Below are 21,814 nucleotides of genomic sequence, written 5' to 3' on the forward strand. Positions count from 1 at the left end.
CGTGTGCCAATGGATTGGCTTGTAAATTGCTTCATTCGGAGAAGAACTCCTGCGACCACCGTTCGCGGGGGTCAATGTTTTGTCTTCTCCAGAGGAAAAAGGCATCCCATGGACCGTCACGAACCCATCGATTCCAAGGATTTAACGGCCTTCAGAAGCCCGACGATGGCAAGCCACGCCCGACGAACCGGCTTGATCCTTCTCGGTTGTCTCCTGCTTGCGGCCTGTGAGCCTGCATCACACATCAGGCAGTCCAGGGACCATTTTCTGCAACCGACCAATCCCGAGGTGGATATCTCCTCTGGCCCGTCTCCCAAAAAGGACGGAGCGCCACTGGCCAGTCTGACGGATTCTTCCAGTCCCGAAGAGGTCTATACCATCACCGTCACGGAAATGCCGGTGCGTGATCTGCTGTTTGCTTTGGCCCGGGATGCCAACAAAAATATTGACGTTTACCCTGGCATCCAGGGTCGGGTCACGTTGAGCGCCATCGATCAGCCTTTGAGCAAGATTCTCGATCGTGTGGCCAAGCAGGTGGCCATCCGCTACGAAATCCAGGACAAAACCATCGTCGTGACGCCGGATTTGCCCTTCTTGAAGATCTATCAGGTGGATTATCTGGGGATCGAGCGGGAGTTGGTCAGCACCAACAAGTTGTCCACCCATCTGTCCACCTCCAAAGGCAATACCCTGTCCAACCCCCTGACCGGGGCGGATAACAACCAGTCCAACAGCACCTTGACCACGGCTTCCAGCAGCAAGTTCTGGAAAACCATCACCCAGAACATCCAGGCGATTCTGGGCGCGGATGTGGGCATCGAGTTCCAGTCTGCGCAGGAACCGGGATTGCCCACCGGCGCCCCGGGTGCTGCTGGCATCGGGGCGGGGGGGCTGGGGGCTGCCGCGGCCGGATTGCCCTCGGGTGGTGGTCTGGGCGGCCTCAACGGCATTATGCCGCCTCAAGGCGGGGTCGGTCCCGTTGGGGTCGGAGCGGTTCCCGGCAGGGGCGCGGAGAACAAGGGTGGATCCTCCAAGCCGGGTCTGGTTTCGGTCAACACCGAAGCCGGCGTCATGAGCATCGTGGCCACAGCCCAGCAGCACACCCGGATTCAAGAGTATCTGGACAGCGTGTTGGAAAATGTTCATCGTCAGGTGCTCATCGAGTCCACGGTGGTGGAGGTGGAGCTGTCGGATCGTTTCCAGGAGGGTGTGGACTGGGATCTGATCTTCAACCGCTCTGCGGGTGTGATCCTGAAAAGTGCTTTTTCCGAAAGCGCCGGCGCCTTGAACGCTGCCAGCCGTACCGCTCAGGGCACCTTGAACTATTTCACGCTGGGTCACACCGGCGGTCCGGATGGCAATGGGAGAACCGACAAGGGACCCGTGAACGCCACCATCAAGCTTCTGGAGACCTTTGGTAACGCCAAAATTTTGTCGAGTCCCAAGATCATGGCGCTCAACAATCAGCCTGCCATCCTGAAGGTGGTCAAGAACAGCGTCTTCTTCACTCTGAAATCCAGTACCGGCAACAACAACACGGGCAATACTACCACCACGGGCACCGTGGCCTCGCAACCGGTGTTCGATACCGAAATCCACACGGTTCCGGTGGGACTGGTGATGACCGTCACGCCGCAAATCTCCAAGGAGGGGATTGTCAGTCTCAACGTGCGGCCCACCATCTCCCGCATCAGCCGTTGGGTCTCCGATCCCAACCCGGCCCTGGTGGCCGGCAACCTTCAGACCGGTCTGACCGACTCCATCAACAACGCCATTCCCGAGATCGAGGTCAAGGAGATGGAAACCATGATGCGGGTACACAGCGGTCAGGTGGCGGTCATGGGTGGCTTGATGCAGGATTCCATCAGCAACGGCTCGGCGGGTGTGCCGATGCTTTCCAGACTGCCGGGTGGCCTGGGTGCCTTGTTCAGCCATCAGGACCAGGGGGTGAGCAAAAGCGAATTGGTGATCTTCTTGCGACCGGTTGTCATGACCCATGGCAGACCCAAAGAGCAGGTGGTCGAACGGCCCCGGGATCTGCCCAGGGAGTCCCAGCCCGCTGCGGCTCAACCGGCCCAGATCCAGGCCCAGCCCGCCCAGTCCGCCGCTGCGGCCCAACCGGCCCAGCCTGCCGCTGCGGCCAAGCCTGCCACCGCCCCTGAAAAAAGTGGCGCCGGTAAACCGGTCAACACCAGCGGTGAGAAGGCTAAACCCGCCGGAGAGCGTCCTGCCAAGGGGAATGAAGCCCGTACCACACCTCCGGTGGAAACGCCGGCTCCGGCTTCCGCTCCGACCAGCGCCGCCGCGACTCCTGCCCAGCCGCCGGCCTCTACCGCCGCCGCCGCCCAGGGGTCAGCCCCGGTCCCGGCCTCGGCCCCGGCGGCAGGGGGGAACGCCACTCCGGCTCCGGCCTCGGCCCCGCCCATCCAGACTCCGGCCTCGGCTCCGCCGACTCCTGCCCCGGCAGCGCCTCCGGCCCAGACCTCGGCCCCCCAGTCCAGAGGCAATGCGGCCAACGCCATGGCGGTAGGCTCTTATCTGGACTTCACCTCTCCGGAAGGACAGGCCAACATGTCGGGGACTGCCGCCTATCCGGCCTTTTCCGGCGGCGTGCCCCAGCATCAGGGGTTTCCTGTCACCGGTGCCCCCCAGCCCGAGGCACCCCAGCGTTCGCCTGCGGAGCAACCCACGGCTTCAGGCCTGTCCCAGGAATCCAGAATGTAACCGCTTGATCGCGGACCACCAGGCGTGGGACGTGACACCGTGTTTCAAGCCGTCCCTTGTGGACGGCTTTTTTTTGGAGGCAGGTCAATGGTCGTGAATGGCGCGATGCGTGTCCGGATTGATATCGGCCCATGCGGGGATCCCGGTTAGGGATGGTTACGATTTTTTACCGGATATTAATAGGATTTCTTGCAAAATTCGGTATACTGTAAACTTGGTGTGTTTCGCTTGCGCATGCGGAACCATGATTGCGTCCATTTCCTTGCAAGGGATTTTCACGATCCATGGGCAATCTTCTTCGGAATAAACGGTTGGTGGCGATAGTGGCCCTTGTGGTCCTGGTAGGCGTGGGCGGATATCTGTTGTTCGCGCCGGACACCACGGAGAAAAAGAAGCCGATCGTCGTGGAACGGGCCAAACTGGCTCAACCCGAGAAAAAATCCCAGGATTCCGCATCCAAAGCCCAAGGAGCGGATCAAACCGCACCCAAACGGGAAGTGGTCGGCACGGTGAGCCAGTTCAAGGGGTTGGCGTTCGCCAATTTTGAGAATGTCAAGCGCACCTTGTCCGATGGCGCCCCTTTGTTCCAGGGGGATCAGATCATCACCGGTCGCGAGGGACGCATCATTCTGAAAATGCGCGATGATGCGGTCGTGGCCCTGGGGCCGGACAGCGAATTCTTGATCCAGGAATACCAGTTCGCCCCCAAGGAGCAGGCGGGCAATGGTGTGGTGCATATGACTCAAGGAATGATTCGGTTTACTTCCGGCAAGCTGGCGCAGATGAAAAATCAGCCCTTCAAGGTGGTCACCCCGGTGGCGACTTTGGGGGTGCGGGGCACCGAAGGTTTTGTCCGTCTGGGTGACGGCAAGGGCAAGGATCGAGAGATCGAGGTTCTCACCTTGCACAAGCAGATCCTGGTGTGGATGGAAGAGGCGGCGCGACCCGGACCGGTCACCTCGTCTTCCCTGGGTGAGATTTATCGTTCCTGGGGTTGGTCCCTGGTGTCCGAGGCCCAGGCCGCGGATACGGGCAAACAGCCTTTGTCGGTCAATCAGAACGAACGTCTTTCCGGCAGTCCCAACAAGGCGCCGGAGATCCGCAAGGCCACTCGGGATGAGTTGAAAGCCGCCCACGCGTCCACCGCAATCCGCAAGTTGAGCCCCTCCGCCGTGCAGGCCCTGCGCAATCAGGCGGCCAAGGCTTTGGTGGAGCAGGGCGGGGCGCCGGATCTGGCCACCGCCGAAAAACTGTTGGCTAAATCTCCCGACGCCATCCGGGATCTGGTGGACAAGGCCGAAGCCAAGCTGGAAAAAGAGCTGGACAAGGCGATCGACAAAAAACTCGATCAGATCGAAAAGCTCGAAAAACTGGACAGCAAGCTGAAAGAGTCCATGGGGGAGGAGGCTTTCGCCCAGTACAAAAAGGCCGAAGAGCAGCGGGAATCCCAGTCGGAAGCGTTGCAGCAGGAGCGGGATCAGAAACTCAAAAATCTTTTGGGGAATGATGCCAAGGTCGAAGAGGTCAAGCAACTCGAAGCCGACAAGGAAGCGCGCAAGGACGCTTTGATCGACAAGATGACCGAAGAGATCGCCAAGGCCGAAGCGGAAAAAGATACCAAAAAACAGGCGGCCCTCAAGGCGGAATTGGACAAGAAACTGGCCGCCTTGGACAAAGAGACCGATCAGACCTTGAAGAACCTCCTCGGCTCGGACAAGGCCGACCAGATCAAACAGGCAGACAAGCAAAATGAGTCGCGTCAAAGCCAGATCGACGCCGAATTTGCCAAACAGATCGATGCGGTGGTGCCCGCCGACAGCAAAGAAAACGTCAAGGCCCTTCAGCAGCAGAAGGAGCGGATTCAGTCCGAGCCGACGGTGGATCTCTCCCCCCTGGGGCTGAGTCGGGTTTCGGAGAGCGTGCAAGCCGGTATTCTGAAGAGCCTCGGGACGGATATGAGTGCGTTCGCCGACGGAATCGTGAGCGCGGTCAAGTCCGGCACCGGGTTGGAGCAGGCATTGCAGCGTTTGCACGATGCGGTGCAGGCTCGGGATCGGCAGGAGGCCAGTCGTCTGGGGGTGACGGATCTGGACTCGGCCCGGAAGCTCGAACAGGAGGCCCGGCAGGCCATCGAACCGTCCACGCCTTCTCCCGAGGTCACACCCGCCACCGAGGCCAAGCCCGTTACCGGGGCCAAGCCCGCCACCGAAGCCAAAACCGAAGGCAAAACCCCGGAATCGGAAAGCAAGACCGAAGGCAAGCCCACCACCGACACCAAAAAATCCGAAGCGGATGCGGCCAGCAAAGCCGCCGTACCGGCCCCCGATTCCGGGACCGCCACCACGACCGTTCCCGGTGGTTTGTCACCCTCGGCGCTGGATCCTTCCGCCGGCGGCAATGCGGGCTCTTCGGGGGCGTCGAACACCACCACCACCACCTCGATTCAAGCCAATCAGTCTCCTGTCATGGAGACCCAAAGCTTTACCATCCAGGAAAACGCTCCGGCGGGTACCGTCGTGGGCACGTTGATCGCTTCGGATGCGGATACGGTGGATCAAAACCGCTTGACCTTCACCCTGGGGGGGTCCAGTGCCTTTGCCGTGGGATCCAAAAGCGGTCAGATCACGGTCGTCGACTCTTCGCTGCTGGACTTCGAGACCACACCCACCTTCACCTTGACCGCTGCGGTGAAGGATGCCCGGAATGCCACGACCTCCGCCACGGTGTTGATCAAACTCACCAATGTCAACGAGGCGCCCACCATCACCTCCACGGCTGCCGCCAGCTTTGCCGAAAACGCCACGGGTACGGTCTATCAGGCCACCGCCACCGATCCGGATAGCGGGGATACCAAGGTCTGGAGTCTGTCCGGCAGCGATGCCTCCCTGTTTGCCATCAACAGCGCCACCGGGGCTGTGACTTTCAACGCCGCTCCGGATTATGAGACTCCCAAGGACTCCGGCGCGGACAACACCTATGATATCACGGTAGTTGCCACCGACGCCGCAGGCGCGGCGGGATCCAAGGCCGTGGCCATCACGGTGACCAATGTTAATGAAGCCCCCACGGTTTCTTCGCCGGCCACCGCCAGCTTTGTCGAAAACGGTACCGGAATCGCCTATCAGGCCACGGTATCGGATCCGGATGCCAACGACACGTTCGCTTGGACCTTGTCGGGCACGGATGCGGCCCTGTTTTCCATCCAGGCCGCCACCGGTGCCGTGAGCTTCAAACAGGCTCCGGACTACGAATCTCCCAAGGATGCCGGGGCGGACAACGTTTACGATTTCAGCGTGACCGTGACCGATGGGGGCAATCTGTCGGCCACCCGTGCTGTCGCGCTCACCGTGACCGCGGGCAACGACGCCCCGACGATCACATCCGGGTCCGCGGTGAGTTTTGTGGAGAATGGCACCGGAATCGCCTACCAGGCCACCGCCACGGATCCGGATGTCGGGGATACCCGGAGCTGGACCCTTTCCGGAGTGGACGCTTCTTTGTTTGCCATCGACAGCGCCACTGGGGCGGTGACCTTCAAGCAATCCCCGGACTTTGAATCCCCCAAGGATGCGGGGGGCAACAACGTGTATGACCTGAGCGTGACGGTTACGGATGCGGGGGGATTGTCCAGCACCAAGGCGGTGGCCATCACCGTGACCCATGTCAACGAAGCCCCATCGGTCCTTTCCGGGACCACAGCGACTTTCCCCGAAAACGGCACGGGCACGGTCTACCAGGGCATTGCCACGGATCCGGATGCCGGAGACCGGTTGAACTGGAGCCTATCCGGGACCGACGCGGCCTTGTTTGTCGTGGATGCATCCAGCGGGATGGTGACCTTCAAGCAAAGCCCGAACTTTGAACTCCCCCAGGATGCGGGGGCCAACAACATCTATGATGTGGTCGTGACGGTGACCGATCAGGGAGGCTTGACCAGTGCCCGCGCCGTGGCCATCACCGTGACCGATGTGAACGAAGCGCCGACCGTCACGTCGGGCGCCACGGTGAGCTTTGCCGAAAAGGCCACCGGTACGGTCTATCAGGCCACCGCCACGGATCCGGATGTCGGGGATACCCGGAGCTGGACCCTTTCCGGGGTGGACGCTTCTTTGTTTGCCATCGACAGCGCCACTGGAGTGGTCACCTTCAAGCAATCCCCGGACTATGAAGCCCCCAAGGATGCGGGGGGGGACAACGTGTATGACCTGAACGTGACGGTCACGGATGCGGGGGGATTGTCCGGCACCAAGGCGGTGGCCATCACTGTGACCAATGTCAACGAAGCCCCCATCGCCTTCGACGACACCGCCACGGCCACGGAAGCCGGTGGCATCCTCAACGGTACTCCTGGCACCCCGGCCAGCGGCACGGTGCTGGGCAACGATACCGATGTGGATGCGGGTACCACCCTGACCGTCACCGCCATCCGCACAGGCGGCGTGGAAGGGAGTGGCGTGGCGGGGACGGTCGGTGTCGCTTTGACCGGCGCCCATGGCTCCCTGACCCAGGCGGCTGATGGCACTTTTGTCTATACGGTGAATGAGAACGATACGGCGGTGCAGGCGTTGGCGGCGGGGCAGAGTCTCACCGATCTGTTCAATTATACGGTGTCCGACGGGGCGTTGACCGATACCGGGGTGTTGACCATCACCATCCAGGGGGCCAACGATGCCCCGGTGGCCGTGGACGATGCCGGTTCCGCCACCGAGGCGGGTGGTACGGCCAATGGCACTCCAGGCAGTCCCGCCACCGGCAATGTGTTGACCAACGATACCGATGTGGATGCCGGCGCTACGTTGCAGGTCACGGCGGTGCGTCTGGGGGCGGTGGAAGGCAGTGGGGCCGCCGGAGTGCCCGGAAGTGCCTTGTCCGGCAACTACGGGGTGCTGACCCTTGCGGCCAGCGGGGCGTATACCTATGTGGTCAACGAAAGCCATGCCGCGGTTCAGGCCCTCAAGTCGGGCCAGAGTCTGGTGGATGCCTTCAATTATTCGGTTTCCGATGGCGCGTTGTCCGATCAGGGGGTGCTGACCATCACCATTCAAGGGGTCAACGACGCCCCGGTGGCCCAGAACGATTCCGGAGTGGCCATCGAAGCCGGTGGTGTGGCCAATGGCAGTACCGGCAGTCAGGCCGCGGGCCATGTGTTGACCAACGACACCGACCCGGAAAACGATACCCTCTTTGTGACCGCCGTGCGGGTGGGCAGCGTCGAAGGCAGCGGGAGTGCCGGCACCTTGGGCAGTGCCTTGGCTGGCACCTATGGTTCCCTCGTGTTGAACGGTTCCGGTGACTATACCTATGCGGTCAACGAAAGCGATGCCACCATTCAGGCGTTGCAATCCGGTCAGAGTGTGACCGATTCGTTCAATTATACCGTCTCCGATGGCGCGTTGACCGATATCGGCGTGTTGACCATCACCATCCAGGGGAGCAACGACGCCCCCACCATCACATCGGCGGCCACCGTCAACTTTGCCGAAAACGGCACCGGTCCTGTTTACACCGCGACGGCGACGGATCCGGAAAACCATGGGATCACTTGGTCGCTTTCCGGTACGGACGCGGCCCGGTTTTCCATGGATGCCACCACGGGTGTGATTCGTTTCCTCGCGACTCCGGATTATGAAGGGCCCACGGATGCCAATCTGGACCGGGCGTATGAAGTGGTGATCACCGCCACGGATGACGGGGTGGGCAATGCCGCCAGTTCCATGGCCTTGACCATCAGCGTCACCGATGTCAACGAAGCTCCGGTGGGTCAGAATGACACCGGAACCGCCATCGAGGCCGGTGGAGTGAACAACACCTCGGCGGGCAGCGATGCCAGTGGCAATGTGCTCACCAACGACCAGGACGCCGATGCCAATACCACCCTGACGGTCACGGCCATCCGCTTGGGTGGGGTGGCGGGCAGTGGGAGTGCCGGCGTGGTGGGATCCGCTTTGACCGGCACGTATGGCACCCTGACGGTGAGTGCCAGCGGGGATTATCAGTATGTGGTCAACAACACCTTGGCGGCGGTGCAGGTGCTGCAATCTGGCCAGACCTTGTCGGAAAGCTTCAATTATACGCTTTCCGATGGGGCCTTGAGCGCGACGGCGGTTCTGACCGTCACCATCCAGGGGGCCAACGACGCCCCGGTGGCCGTTGACGACACCGCCAGCGCCACCAGGGCCGGCAACGGTGCTGGGGTGAGTCCCGGTACGGCTTCCGGGAATGTCTTGTCCAATGACAGCGATGTGGAGGGTGACACCCTGACCGTGAGCGCCCTTCGCACCGGGGCGGTCGAAGGCAGCGGCACGAGTGGTACCCTCGGCAGCGCCTTGAGCGGTTCTTATGGCACGTTGACCATGGCCGCCGATGGCAGTTATCTCTACACGATCAACGAGTCCGCCACGGCGGTGCTGGCCTTGAGTCTGGGGCAGACCCTGACCGACTCCTTCAACTATACCGTCACCGATTCCGGCTGGACGGATACGGCGGTGCTGACCATCACCATCCTGGGGAACAACAGCGCCCCGGTGGCGGTGGACGACAGCGCCACCGCCATCGAGGCCGGTGGAACCGGCAATGCCACCGCCGGCAGCAACGCCAGCGGCGATCTGCTCGCCAACGATACCGACGCCGAATCCAATACCCTGTCCGTCACCGCCATCCGTCTGGGCGCGGTGGAAGGCAGTGGCACGGCGGGAGCGGTGGGTTCGGCGCTGTCCGGAACCTATGGCACCCTCACGGTGAGCGGGAGTGGTGTGTTTACCTATGTGGTCAACGACACCCTGGCGGCGGTGCAGGCGTTGCAATCCGGTCAGAGCCTGACGGAAAGCTTCAATTATACCGTTTCCGACGGATCGATGACCGATACGGCGGTGTTGACCATCACCATTCAGGGGGCCAACGACGCCCCGGTGGCGGCGGACGACACCGGCACGGCCACCGACGCAGGAGGCGCGGCCAACGCCACGGCTGGCAGCAACGCCACGGGCAATCTGCTGAGCAACGATACGGATCCGGAGTCCGACGCTTTGAGCGTTACGGCGGTTCGGCTCGGCGCGGTGGAGGGGAGTGGCAGCGAGGTTGCCGCCGGTACGGCGCTGGTGGGCACCTATGGTACCCTGACCGTCACCGGCAGCGGGAGTTATACCTATGTGGTGGATTCGTCCAACGCCACGGTCGAGGCTTTGACCGTGGGGCAGAGTGTGACCGAATCCTTCAATTATACGGTTTCCGATGGTCAGTTGACCGATACGGCCCTGCTGACCATCACTATCCAGGGGGTCAACGATGCCCCGGTGGCTGTGGCCGACAGCGGTACGGCTGTGGAAGCCGGTGGGGTGGCCAATGCCACGGCAGGATCCAACGCCACCGGGAATCTGCTCACCAACGATACCGATGTGGATACCGGTGCCACTTTGACCGTGACTGCGGTGCGGACCGGAAGTGTCGCCGGCAGCGGCAGCGCCGGGACAGTGGGTGGCTCTTTGAGCGGTTCTTATGGCGCTTTGACCGTGACCGGCACCGGTGCCTACACCTATGTGGTGGATGACGCCAATGCCACGGTTCAGGCCTTGCAGGCGGGTCAGAGCCTGACGGAGAGTTTCAACTACACCGTCTCCGATGGCTCCTTGACCAGCGACGCGGTGTTGACCATCACCATCCAGGGAGCCAACGATGCCCCGTCCGCCACGGACGATACCGGCACCGCCACCGAGGCGGGCGGCACGGCCAATGGCACCGCGGGCGTCAATGCCACCGGCAATGTGTTGAGCAATGATATCGATGTGGAATCCGATACCTTGACGGTCACCGCCGTGCGTACCGGCAATGTGGAAGGCGGTGGTACCGCCGGTACGGTGGGCAGTTCCTTGTCCGGTACCTATGGTGCCCTGGTTCTGAATGCCTCGGGGGCTTATACCTATGTGGTCAATGATGCCTCCTCCGTGGTCCAGGCGTTGCAATCCGGACAAAGCCTGACCGATGCGTTCAACTATACCGTCTCCGATGGTGCCTTGACCGATACGGCCCTGTTGACCATCACCATTCAGGGGGCCAACGACGCCCCGACCATCACCTCGGCCACCTCCGTCAGCGTGGCGGAAAACACCGTCGGCACGTTCTACACCGCCACGGCCACGGATCCGGAAGGCGACTCCGTCACCTGGTCGGTCTCCGGCACGGATGCGGATCGCTTCTCCATCGACGCCACCACCGGTGCCTTGAGCTTCCTCATCGCTCCGGATTATGAAAATCCCACCGATTCCGGGGCGGACAATCTTTATGATGTCACCCTGGTGGCCACGGACAGTGGTTCCGGCACCCTCGCTGGTACCCTTGCCCTCAGCGTCACCGTCACCAATGCCAACGATGCGCCCACGATCACCTCACCTGCCAGTGTATCGGCCACAGAGGATACGCCGGTCTCCATCTCCTTTGCCGTGGCGGATGTGGATTCCGGTACCAATACCATCCAGGCCACCCTCGCGGTTGCCAACGGTACCCTGACCCTCAATGCCGGTTCCGGGGTGAGCATCGTTTCGGGAAGTGACGCTTCGGCGGGCATGACCCTTTCCGGCACGGTTTCCCAGATCAATACCGCGGTGTCGAATCTGGTCTATCAAGGGACTACCGATTTTTCCGGTCAGGAGATCCTGACCCTGGTTGTGGACGACCTGGGCAATACCGGCGCCGGCGGGGCGATGAGTGCCACCGCCACGGTCACCTTCACTGTCGCCGCGGTCAATGACGCCCCGGTGATCACCGCTCCGGCCTCCGCCACGGTGACCGAAGATGTGGCCGCCACCATCAGCGGGTTTGCCATCACCGATGTGGACGTGGGCACCGGTACCATGCAAGCCACTCTGTCGGCGACCAACGGTACCTTGACTTTGACCTCCGGCTCCGGGGTGAGCGTCACCTCGGGGGCGGACAGTTCCGCCAGCATGGTGATCACCGGCACCTTGACCCAGCTCAATACCGCCCTGGGTACCCTGACCTATCAGGGCACGGCCAACTACAACGGTTCCGAAACCCTCACCCTCACCGTTTCCGATCTGGGCAACACCGGCTCCGGGAATGCCCAGACTGCCACGGCCAGTTTCACCTTCACGATTACCGCGGTCAACGACGCCCCGGTCATCACCCAACCCACCTTGAGTGCGACGGAAGATACCGCCCTGGTGATCAGTGGTCTTTCGGTAAGCGACGTGGATGCGGGCACCGGCACCTTGCAGGCGACTTTGGGGGTGACCAACGGTACCTTGACTTTGGCTTCCGGCTCCGGGGTGACGCTGACTTCCGGTGCGGACGCTTCGGCCAGTATGGTCATCACCGGTACCTTGACCCAGTTGAATGCCGCCTTGAGTGGCATGACCTATCAGGGCACCCTCAACTACAACGGCACGGAAACTTTGACCCTGACCGTCTCCGATCAGGGCAACACCGGTCCGGATGGGGCCCAGAGCGCCACGGCCTCGATAGGCTTTACCGTCGCCGCGGTCAATGACGCGCCGGTGCTGGCCGCCCCCACGTCGGCCACGGTCACCGAGGATGTGGCCGCCGCCATCACCGGTTTTGTCATCACCGATGTGGACGTGGATACCGCTACCATGCAAGCCACCCTGACGGCGACCAACGGCACCTTGACCTTGACCACCGGATCCGGGGTGACCGTCGCGTCGGGGGCGGACAGTTCCTCCAGCATGGTGATCACCGGCACCCTGACCCAGCTCAATACCGCCTTGAGTACCCTGACCTATCAGGGCAATACCGACTACAACGGTGCCGAGACCATTACCGTGACGGTCTCCGATCAGGGCAATACCGGCACCGGTGGCGCCCTGACCGCCACGGCCACTTTGTCTTTCACCATCACGGCGGTCAACGACACGCCGGTCATCACACAGCCCACCTTGAGCGTCAACGAGGATACCGCGCTGGTGATCACCGGTCTGTCGGTGAGTGATCCGGATGCGGGCACCGGCACCCTGCAGGCCACTCTGGGCGTGACCAACGGTACCTTGACCTTGGCTTCCGGCTCCGGGGTGACCCTGACCTCCGGTGCGGACGCTTCCGCCAGTCTGGTCATCACCGGTACCTTGACCCAGTTGAACGCCGCTTTGAGTGGCATGACCTATCAGGGCACCCTCAACTACAACGGCACGGACACTCTGACTCTCACCATCTCCGATCAGGGCAACACCGGTCCGGATGGCACCAAGAGCGCCACCGCCACCATGAGCATCACCGTCGCGGCGGTCAACGACGCCCCGGTGATCTCCGGTTCTCCCACCCCCAGCATCAACGTGGATGTGGCGGGTTCCATCACCGGTCTGTCCGTGACCGACGTGGATGTGGGTACCGCCACGCTTCAGGCCACTTTATCGATGTCCCACGGGACCATCACCCTGGCCACCGGCTCGGGTGTGACCATCACCTCCGGAGCGGACGCTTCGGCCAGCATGGTTTTCACCGGCACCTTGACCCAGGTGAACGCCGCCATCGCCACGATGACCTATTTGAGCGATTCCGGTTACCTTGGATCCGAAACCGTGACATTGACCATCTCCGACCAGGGGAATACCGGCTCGGGTGGCACCCTGACCGCCACCACCACGGTGACCTTTACCATCACCGCTGTGGGCACGCCCACGGATATCACCCTGAGCAACACCAGCCTGTATGAAAACGCCGATCCCGGCTCCCATGTCGGCCTATTGGGGGCGGTGGATTCGGAGACCGGGGATACCTTCACGTTCACCGTGACGGCGGATCCCGACTCCCTGTTTGACATTCGGACTTCCGGAACCAGTAGTTATTTGATCGTGCGCAGCGGAGCCACCCCCACCGTGGGCAGCCACTCCGTCACGTTGCAAGTGGCGGACGCCGCGGCCCGCACCTTCAGCAAGAGCTTCACCATCACCGTGACGGCGGTGCCGTTCGATCTGGATTCGGCGGCGGATGTGGACAGCGCGGCCACGGTGAAATCCAACGCGGAGACGTTGTTCAAGAGCGTGATTGCCACCATGAACACCGCGTCTTCTTCCATGACCTTGACCAATGCCAACCTGCGCACCTTGATTCTGGGCAAGCTGGGTCAGCAATTCACCACAGGCGGGTCGTTCACGTATGGGATCAGCGATGTGATCAAGCGGATGACCGTTGAGGTCATGCCGGCGGACGATCCCACCGTCATCCGCATTCTGGTGCGGGTCGGGGTGATCAACAGCATGTATTCCCGTCTGCCCTCTTCGGTGCAGAGTGTGTTCGATGGTCTGTTCGACACCTTCGCCCCCTATGCCACGGATTACACCACCGATGTGCGCATCCGCTTGGTGCCGATCGTGAGCAACACCGCCAAGACCATTGCTGTGGATACCGCCAACTCCACCGTGGAAGTGCTGCATCTCCAGATGCTGCCCAACATCAGCATGAGTTTCACCACGCTGTTGAGCGCCTACAACACCGCGTTGACCAACCTGAAGAGCGACGGCACCTTGACCTTCTTCACCGGGGGAGGGGGGCATGGTCCTTCGGCCCATGTGCTCTCTTCGGCCCTGGGCACCACGGGGTCTGAGGGGGTCACCTTGCACAGCACCCTCAAGACCACAGCGGTTGCCAATGGCATCACGGCTCAATATGTCGAAGACGGGAACAGTCAACAGATTCCCACCAGTCAACGGTTTGATTATTACCTGCCGGGTCTGATCACCTCCATCTCCTTGAGTACCGGCGGCATCACCTTGAGCCGCTGATTTCAGTCCGCTTGAGCCTGCAAGAGTCTTCCATGAGCCGATCATGGAAGACTCTTGGTCTGGATCTCCTGCCCAAAAAATCCTGCCCCATCGCACCGTGAACCCCCGAAGACGGGAATGAATGCCCTCAAGCAGCGGGGCGGGTGCGCCGTTTGGTCCGTGTTTTGAGAATGGTCTGAGTTTTTTTGTGGCGGGGATGTCTGGATCTCATGCCGACGCATGGTTTTGGGGTGTTCACGTTCATTCTTTTTGGAAGTGTTTGTGTCTGGAATATTGGGGGATTGCGTCATGCAGACGTGAAAATAGGCAAATGATCAGTAATGAGGCTGGCATGAATTGATTTTTTCAAAATGGTTTGATTGGATTTTTGGCGTAATCGGTTGAGAGAAAGCAGAAATGGACGATTTGTAGGCTTTTTAACGACAAAATGAATCGGTTTACAGGGTGTGAAAATAGCTATATATTTTTGGGTTATGGAATAAGATCGGGTTGTGATCTGTACTTTGTTGAATCAATACGTCAAGTCGTTATCTGTATTGCCAAAAACATCCTGAAAGAAAGAAATATTGCTGACAGTGTTTTTGAGACCATCTTTGTACAACAAGGAGCGAGGGATGAGGTGGCTGGCGCCAACCTAAGTCGCTGTTGGGTTGGATCGGGGCAATCTGCGGAGTGTCAGGTCTGATCCTGATGCGCAACCAAAGAAGGAGCTTTCGTTGTTGGACAGGCTCATTGAGAAGTTGACCGAAGTGCCGTTCCGGACCAAGTTGATTTTGATCTTGCTGTTTCCGATGGTGGCCGTTTTTGTGTTCATTGCTGCCGGGATCGCCGAGAAGACCCATCAATTCAACAGCATGAAACGCATGGAACAGATTGTCAATCTGGCCATCACGATCAGCGGTTGTGTGCATGAAATCCAGAAGGAACGCGGCATGAGCGCCGGATTTCTCGGGAGTCATGGGAAGAATTTCAAGGGTGACCTGTTCGCCCAGAGAATCGAAGTCAACAAACAAATCAAGATTTTTGAACAATTGTCCAACGAGGTCATTCTGAGAAAAATTGGTCCTGAGACCCATGAGTATCTGGTTTCGGCATTGGGAGACTATGCGCACCTGGAAGTCATCCGTGAACAGGTGGATCATTTTGAACTGACCAGTTACGAAGCCATCCTTTTTTATACAAGAATGAATGCGGATTTCTTGAGAATCATCCGCGCATTGTCGGATATTTCGCCCACGGCCAGGATCGCGGCCATGACGTACAATTACAATACGTTCTTGCAGGGAAAGGAACTCTCCGGCATAGAAAGAGCGATTGTCGCCAGCACCTTGTCGAGCAAACAGTTCGAGCCAAAGATGTATCGGCGCTTCAAGGAGGTGGTTTCAGAGCAGGAAATCTTGTTCCGGCTCTTTCGGGGCATGGCGAACAATCAGGATCAGCAGTTGTTCGATGAGATCATGGCCGATCCGTTCGTGAAGAAAGTCCAGGAGATGCGCGATGTCATATCAAGTAAGGGATATGACAGCTCGTTGTATGCCTTGTTGGGGCAGTTGAATCAAAGCATGGGCCTGAGCGGCATTTATCACTCCATCAAGAATTTGATGATCCGGGGATCGTTGTACGGCGCTCCGGATGCTTCCTACCATCCCGAGGCGTGGCAGGATCACTACAGAAAGCAGTTCGAGACCCATTATCAAAAAATAGGCAAAGTCGTCCACACCATCCAATCTTTGCCCGCCACGGAAATCGATCGCGTGGAGCGTGAGGATGTCGAGATCATCTGGCAAAACATCCAGGCGTACCGCAAGAGCATCGATGGGATCATTGCGTTGCAGAAACAGGGCAAAACGTTGCGGGAGATTGATCAGGATGTGCGCTCCGGCATCAAGATTGATGATCGTCCCGCGGAAGAGGCCATGGGGCGTCTGGTGCAATTCAGTCTGGGTGGACAGTTTGGCATTGATCTGTACGACTGGTTTAACGCCATGACCATCAAGATCAATCAATTGAAAAGGGTGGAAGATCATCTGGAAACGGATATGATCCAGGAAACAGAGGATCTGAAGCATACCGCCAGACAGGCCTTGACCGGTTATGTGCTTTTTTGTCTGTTTGTGATCGCCGTTTCCTTGGGATTTGGATTGTTGATCGTCCGCAGTCTCAAGAACAAGACCGAAAAAATCTTTCACGTAAGCCGTGAGGTCGTTTCCGGGCAGTTGTCATCACGCATTCCAGTGGAGACCGATCAATTCATGGATGAACTGGATTTGATCGCCCAGTCCATGAATGACATTCTGGACAGCCTGGAAAAAAACATCCAACTCAAGCAGCAAAGCATGGATGCGCTGCAACTCAGTGAAATACGGGTGCGTTCGGTTTTGGAAACTGCTGCCGATGCCATTATTGCCTTGAATGAACACGGTATTGTCGAAGATATCAACATCGCCGGAAGAGCCTTGTTCGGATACGATGGGTTCAAGCGCAAGGATTTCGAGATTGTTGGCAAACCTTTCGTAAACCTGGTGACCGGCTCCAGCAGAAAGATGTTGCAGCAAACGCTTCAGGCGGTTTTGCAGGATGGGGAATCCCGTGTCATCGGCGAAAAGGGCGATTTCAACTGTTTACGGTCCAATGGCGCGTTGTTTCCCGCCAAGTGCTCTCTGGCCATCTGGACCATGAATCACACACAATATTTCACCTTGATCCTGAACGATATCAGCGAGCACATCGCCAATCGCAGAAAAATAGAACGTGCCTTGGATCTGCGTTCTGCCACTTCCGAAATTTTGCAACAATCGTTGCAACCCCTGACCTTGCAGGAGTTGCTGAGTCGGGCGTTGGACATCATTCTGGATGTGCCCTGGCTGGGAGTGGCACAAAAGGGCGCCATTTTTCTGTATCGTGAATCCACGGCGCAACTGGAGATGGTGGTGCAGAAATCCTTGTCCCCGGAGCTGATTTCCTTGTGCGCGACCGTGCCCCTTGGACATTGTTTGTGCGGCAGGGCCATGGCTTCCGGTGAGGTGGTGATGAGTCATGGTCTGGATGAGCGTCACGAGATCAGATTTGATGGCATGACGCCTCATGGTCACTATTGCGTGCCGATTCAGTCGAATCGTACCAACTTTGGTGTGTTGAATGTCTATCTGGTGCAAGGACATGTGTTTGATGATGAAGAAGTCGTTTTCCTGATCAATATCGCCTATACCCTGGCCAGTCTGATTTCCCGACGCAAAGCCGAACAGAAAATCATTCAACTGTCCCGGGCGCTTGAACAGAGTCCGGTTTCGATTGTCATTACAAGCAATCAGGGGAGTATCGAGTATGCGAACAAGAGTTTCACAGATTTGACCGGTTATTCCTATGAAGATGTGTCCGCCCGAAACATACTGGAATTGAAATTTGCCGATGATGTCTATGCTCATCAGATCTTTGACAAAGTCATGATGCATGGCCTGGACTGGTCGGGTGAATTGCACAGTCGCAAGAAAAACGGCGAACGGTTCTGGGAGTCCATTTCCTTCTCGCCGGTGATGGATATGGAAAACCAGATCACCCATTACATCTTTGTCAGTGAGGATGTGACCGATAAGAAATTGTCGGAAGAGATGCGGAATCAATTGCTGATCAGTCTGGATTCCAAGGTAGAGGAGCGCACCCGGGAACTGAATCAGAAAGTCAAGGAACTGGAAAGAACCCGTCACGAGTTGATTGAAAACGAAAAGATGGCTTCCATGGGACGACTGGTGGCGGGGATCGCCCACGAGGTCAACACGCCGATTGGCGTCGCCTACGGCGCTTCCACCCAATTGATGGAAGAGACCCACACCCTGGTCGCCATGCTGGAACAGGAGGAGGTGGATGAAGAGGCGTTTTTGAATTCCGTCAAAATTGTCGATGAGGCGTCGTCACTGGTGGTGCGCAATTTGATACGGGCCTCCGAGTTGATTCACAGCTTCAAACGGGCCTCCATCGATCAGGCCTCCGACGCGGTACGCACCTATTCGGTATCCGAGGTGATTCACGATGTGCTGATGAGTCTGAGCAACCATTTCAAAAGGACGACGATTGCCATTCGGGTGGAGTGTCCGGATGAGCTGAAAGTGGTGGGTGTCCCTGGATATTTGTACCAGATTCTGACCAATCTGCTGATGAACAGTCTGACGCATGGATTTGCAAAGGGCACGCTGCCCGGCAACATCACCATCCGCTGTTCCGGTCGTCAGGAATGGATCGATTTCAGTTATGAGGATACCGGTATCGGCATGTCCGAAGCGGCGCGGAGCCAGGCCTTTGAACCTTTTTTCACCACCGCCAGAGGAAGTGGCGGGAGCGGATTGGGATTGTATGTGTGTTATAATCTGGTCACGACCAAATTGCAGGGAACGATTGCCATATCGAGCGTGCCGGGGCAGGGGGTGCGGTTCGATTGTCGGTGGCCCATCAGACTGGAAAGATGATGCGGGAGTGGGAGTGAAGCGGTCCTTTTGAGTGCGGAGCGGGTTCATGTTGCAAAAAAATATCAGATTCAAAAACAGATCCCTCAATCGGGAGGAGACCTCTGGGGATTCCATGGTTCCCTGGCCGGTTCTGGTGGTGGACGACGATTCGGATATCCTGGCCATAACCCGACTGAATCTCAGAAATTTTACCTTCGGGGGGCGTGGTCTGGAGTTGATCACCGCAGCCTCGGAGGCCGAAGCCAGGAGTCTGCTCGCCACGACACCCGGTTTTGCCTTGGCCATCATCGATATCGTCATGGAGACGGACGATGCGGGTTTGCAGTTGGTGCAATTCATTCGGGAAGATCTGGGTGACGACAAGATGCGACTGGTCATTCGCACCGGTCAGCCTGGTTACGCGCCGGAGCGATACATCATCGACAATTTCGATATCGATGATTACAAGGAGAAAGGGGATCTTTCCGCCCAGAAATTGTATACCACGGTCCGTTCCTGTCTGAAATCCTATCGGGATTTGATGACGATCGATGCGGCCCGCAGGGGGTTGGAAACGGTTTTGCAGGCCACTCCGGCCATTTATCTGCATTCTTTGGATTCGTTTGAGGGATTTTGTTCGACCATCTTTGCCCGGATTTTGAGTGTGTGCGCCCTGGAAAGCGGGGGAAAGGCGAGAGTGGTCAAAGGGTGTCTGGCCGTGCCGGAGCAGGGCGGATGGGTTGCCAAGGCCGGAATTGGCGCCGAATGCGATGACGCCTTGTTGCGGCGTGCCCAGGAGCAAACCGGGGCAACCGAAACCCTGTTGCCCCTCCAGATGCACGATCGGCTCATCGGTTTGGTGTATCTGGAGCACGCGCATCCGTTGGATCCATTGGTCACGCATTTGTTGCATATTTTCATCCGTCAGGTTGAGGCGGCCTTGCAGGTGTTGCGGGCCCAGTTGGACCTGCGGGAGGCAAATGTCGCCGCGCTGCAAATGTTGGCGGAAGCCGCCGAGGTCAAGGATTCCGAAACCGGCGAGCATGTGTGTCGGGTGATGGCCTTGACCCGGCAATTGACCCTGGCCATGGGCCTGGGTGAAGAACGGGCCGAGGCGTTTGCCACCGCCAGCCAGTTGCATGACGTGGGCAAAATTGGCATACCCGACAGGATTCTCAACAAATCGGGTCCGTTGGATCCGGATGAGTTTGCCGTCATTCGTACCCATGCCCGTGTGGGGGGCGTGATCATTAAAGATGAAAAGAATTTCCGCATCGCCCGGGAGATCGCCTTGTACCATCACGAAAAATGGGATGGCACCGGCTATCCGCACGGATTGCAGGGGGAGTCGATTCCGTTGCCCGCCCGTATTGTGTCGGTTGTGGATGTGTTCGATGCGTTGGTGAATCGCAGACCCTACAAGGATCCTTGGGGTGTGGATGCGGCGGTGGAGGAGATCCGGCGGTTATCCGGGGTGAATTTTGATCCCCAGGTGGTGGAGGCCTTTTTGCGTCTGGTCGCACAGGGTGGAATTCCGGGTGCCGGCTCCCATGCGCTTTGTCCAACCCGACAGGTCGGGCCGGGCTGAAAATCGACAGGGGATGTGCGCACGCATCCTGGGCTGGGATGCAACAGAGCAGGAGTCAGAATTTTGGAGAAGCGGATTGGACGTGGATTGAATCGGATGGGGGGTGAGGATGAGTGGTGCCCGGGGACAGAATTGAACTGCCGACACGAGGATTTTCAGTCCTCTGCTCTACCAACTGAGCTACCCGGGCAAACGGTTCGAAAAATGCGTGTATCGCGCCGTGCCCATTCGTATACACGATTGCGGTATGGCGTGTCAATGGTGCTTTTTGTCGTTTACAGGCCAAAACGGTTGCGAATGGCGCGCCGGTAGCGGGAACGGCTCCAGCGCAACCACAGACTCCTCCAGGCGACCCAGATGTCAGCCGGGGGATAGCCCGGTTGCACACCGGAAGGTGCCCCCTGATCGCATCCGCGACACAGGGTCATGTTGCGATCCCGGTTTGCCAGGCGTTGCCGGTATTCCACCAGAGCCGGGGCGTTGATCACCTCGGGCAGGCTTTGGGTGCGCAGGTCCGCGACCACTACCTCGAAGCGCCAATCCATGTTGCACAACAGGATCTGCCCCAGATAGTTGATATGCACCCGTCGGGTCGGACGTTCACACCCCAGGGCCAGGGGCAGCGCCACCGGATCCGGTCGCTGGGAGGTGACGTGACCGGCCCAGTTTTTCAGGGTGAATCCGCCGCCGTGAAAGGCCCGCACCCGCACCATGCGCCATTGGGATTTGGGACCGGTGGGAGGGTGACGCCACTGGTTCCAGTACCAGACGGGACCGCCATCAAAAGGGGTGTGCAGCAGTTTTTGATTGAGTTCGGCTAACTGGGCGGGGGAGTCGTAACAGTTGATCAGGATTTCGTTGAGGCCGTGGTCGAACAGTTGACCTAGCCGTTCGATTTTTTTCAAGGCGTCTCCGTTGCTTTCCATGCGAATGAAAACACCGGGGAGGCGTTGACGGAACAAGGCGATAATTTCCAGGATTTTCTTGTGCATCAGAGGCTCGCACATCAGATGCAGCCCGATCGTCTTGGAAAATCCGATGGCTTCCAGTTGCGCGACGATGCGTTCCACCGTGGCCATCTCCATCCCTTGTTTCGGGGTTTCAAAGGTTCCTGAAGGGCAAAAGGAACAGGAGCGATTGCACCAGGAGGCGATCTGAATTTCCACTTGATCCACATCGTCCATGTGTATCAATCCGGTGTGGACGGTTTGGTCGAATTCACGTAACATGTTCAAACCTGTTGTGTCGGTCATGGAAAAAAAACAATGCCTCGGCATCATGGAGTGGTTGGTCCACTTTGGCAAGGCTCCCGC

The 21,814-nt window shown here is 58.8% G+C and carries 5 protein-coding genes and 1 tRNA gene; 4 read left to right on the plus strand and 2 right to left on the minus strand.

Annotated features, from left to right (window positions below):
* Positions 1–108: 108 nt before the first annotated feature.
* The 4 genes from mshL (at position 109) to HQL98_11990 (ending at position 20,501) form a co-directional block, all read left to right on the plus strand.
* Positions 109–2,724: a pilus (MSHA type) biogenesis protein MshL gene (gene mshL / locus HQL98_11975; GenBank protein MBF0272767.1), complete on the plus strand. Its 2,616-nt coding sequence runs from the start codon at positions 109–111 to the stop codon at positions 2,722–2,724.
* A 284-nt stretch (positions 2,725–3,008) separates the two neighbouring features.
* Positions 3,009–14,474 (plus strand): tandem-95 repeat protein, encoded by an 11,466-nt coding sequence (locus HQL98_11980; protein ID MBF0272768.1) that lies wholly within the window; start codon positions 3,009–3,011, stop codon positions 14,472–14,474.
* Positions 14,475–15,193: 719 nt separating this feature from the next.
* Positions 15,194–18,934: a nitrate- and nitrite sensing domain-containing protein gene (locus HQL98_11985; GenBank protein ID MBF0272769.1), complete on the plus strand. Its 3,741-nt coding sequence runs from the start codon at positions 15,194–15,196 to the stop codon at positions 18,932–18,934.
* A gap of 112 nt (positions 18,935–19,046) precedes the next feature.
* Positions 19,047–20,501: an HD domain-containing protein gene (locus tag HQL98_11990; protein MBF0272770.1), complete on the plus strand. Its 1,455-nt coding sequence runs from the start codon at positions 19,047–19,049 to the stop codon at positions 20,499–20,501.
* Positions 20,502–20,615: 114 nt separating this feature from the next.
* Here HQL98_11990 and HQL98_11995 read toward each other — a convergent pair.
* Together HQL98_11995 and HQL98_12000 are read right to left on the minus strand one after the other, a co-directional pair.
* A tRNA-Phe gene (locus tag HQL98_11995) sits at positions 20,616–20,691 on the minus strand.
* An 85-nt stretch (positions 20,692–20,776) separates the two neighbouring features.
* On the minus strand, positions 20,777–21,730 hold the full coding sequence (locus tag HQL98_12000) for a radical SAM protein (protein MBF0272771.1): 954 nt from the start codon (positions 21,728–21,730) through the stop codon (positions 20,777–20,779).
* Between the last annotated feature and the right edge of the window lie 84 nt (positions 21,731–21,814).

This window comes from Magnetococcales bacterium, from assembly GCA_015231755.1.
Lineage (GTDB): Bacteria > Pseudomonadota > Magnetococcia > Magnetococcales > Magnetaquicoccaceae > Magnetaquiglobus.

Coding starts and splice junctions, on each gene's coding strand:
- mshL (MBF0272767.1), top strand. CDS start 109: ATGGACCGTCACGAACCCATCGATTCCAAGGATTTAACGGCCTTCAGA.
- HQL98_11980 (MBF0272768.1), top strand. CDS start 3,009: ATGGGCAATCTTCTTCGGAATAAACGGTTGGTGGCGATAGTGGCCCTT.
- HQL98_11990 (MBF0272770.1), top strand. CDS start 19,047: ATGGTTCCCTGGCCGGTTCTGGTGGTGGACGACGATTCGGATATCCTG.
- HQL98_12000 (MBF0272771.1), bottom strand. CDS start 21,730: ATGTTACGTGAATTCGACCAAACCGTCCACACCGGATTGATACACATG.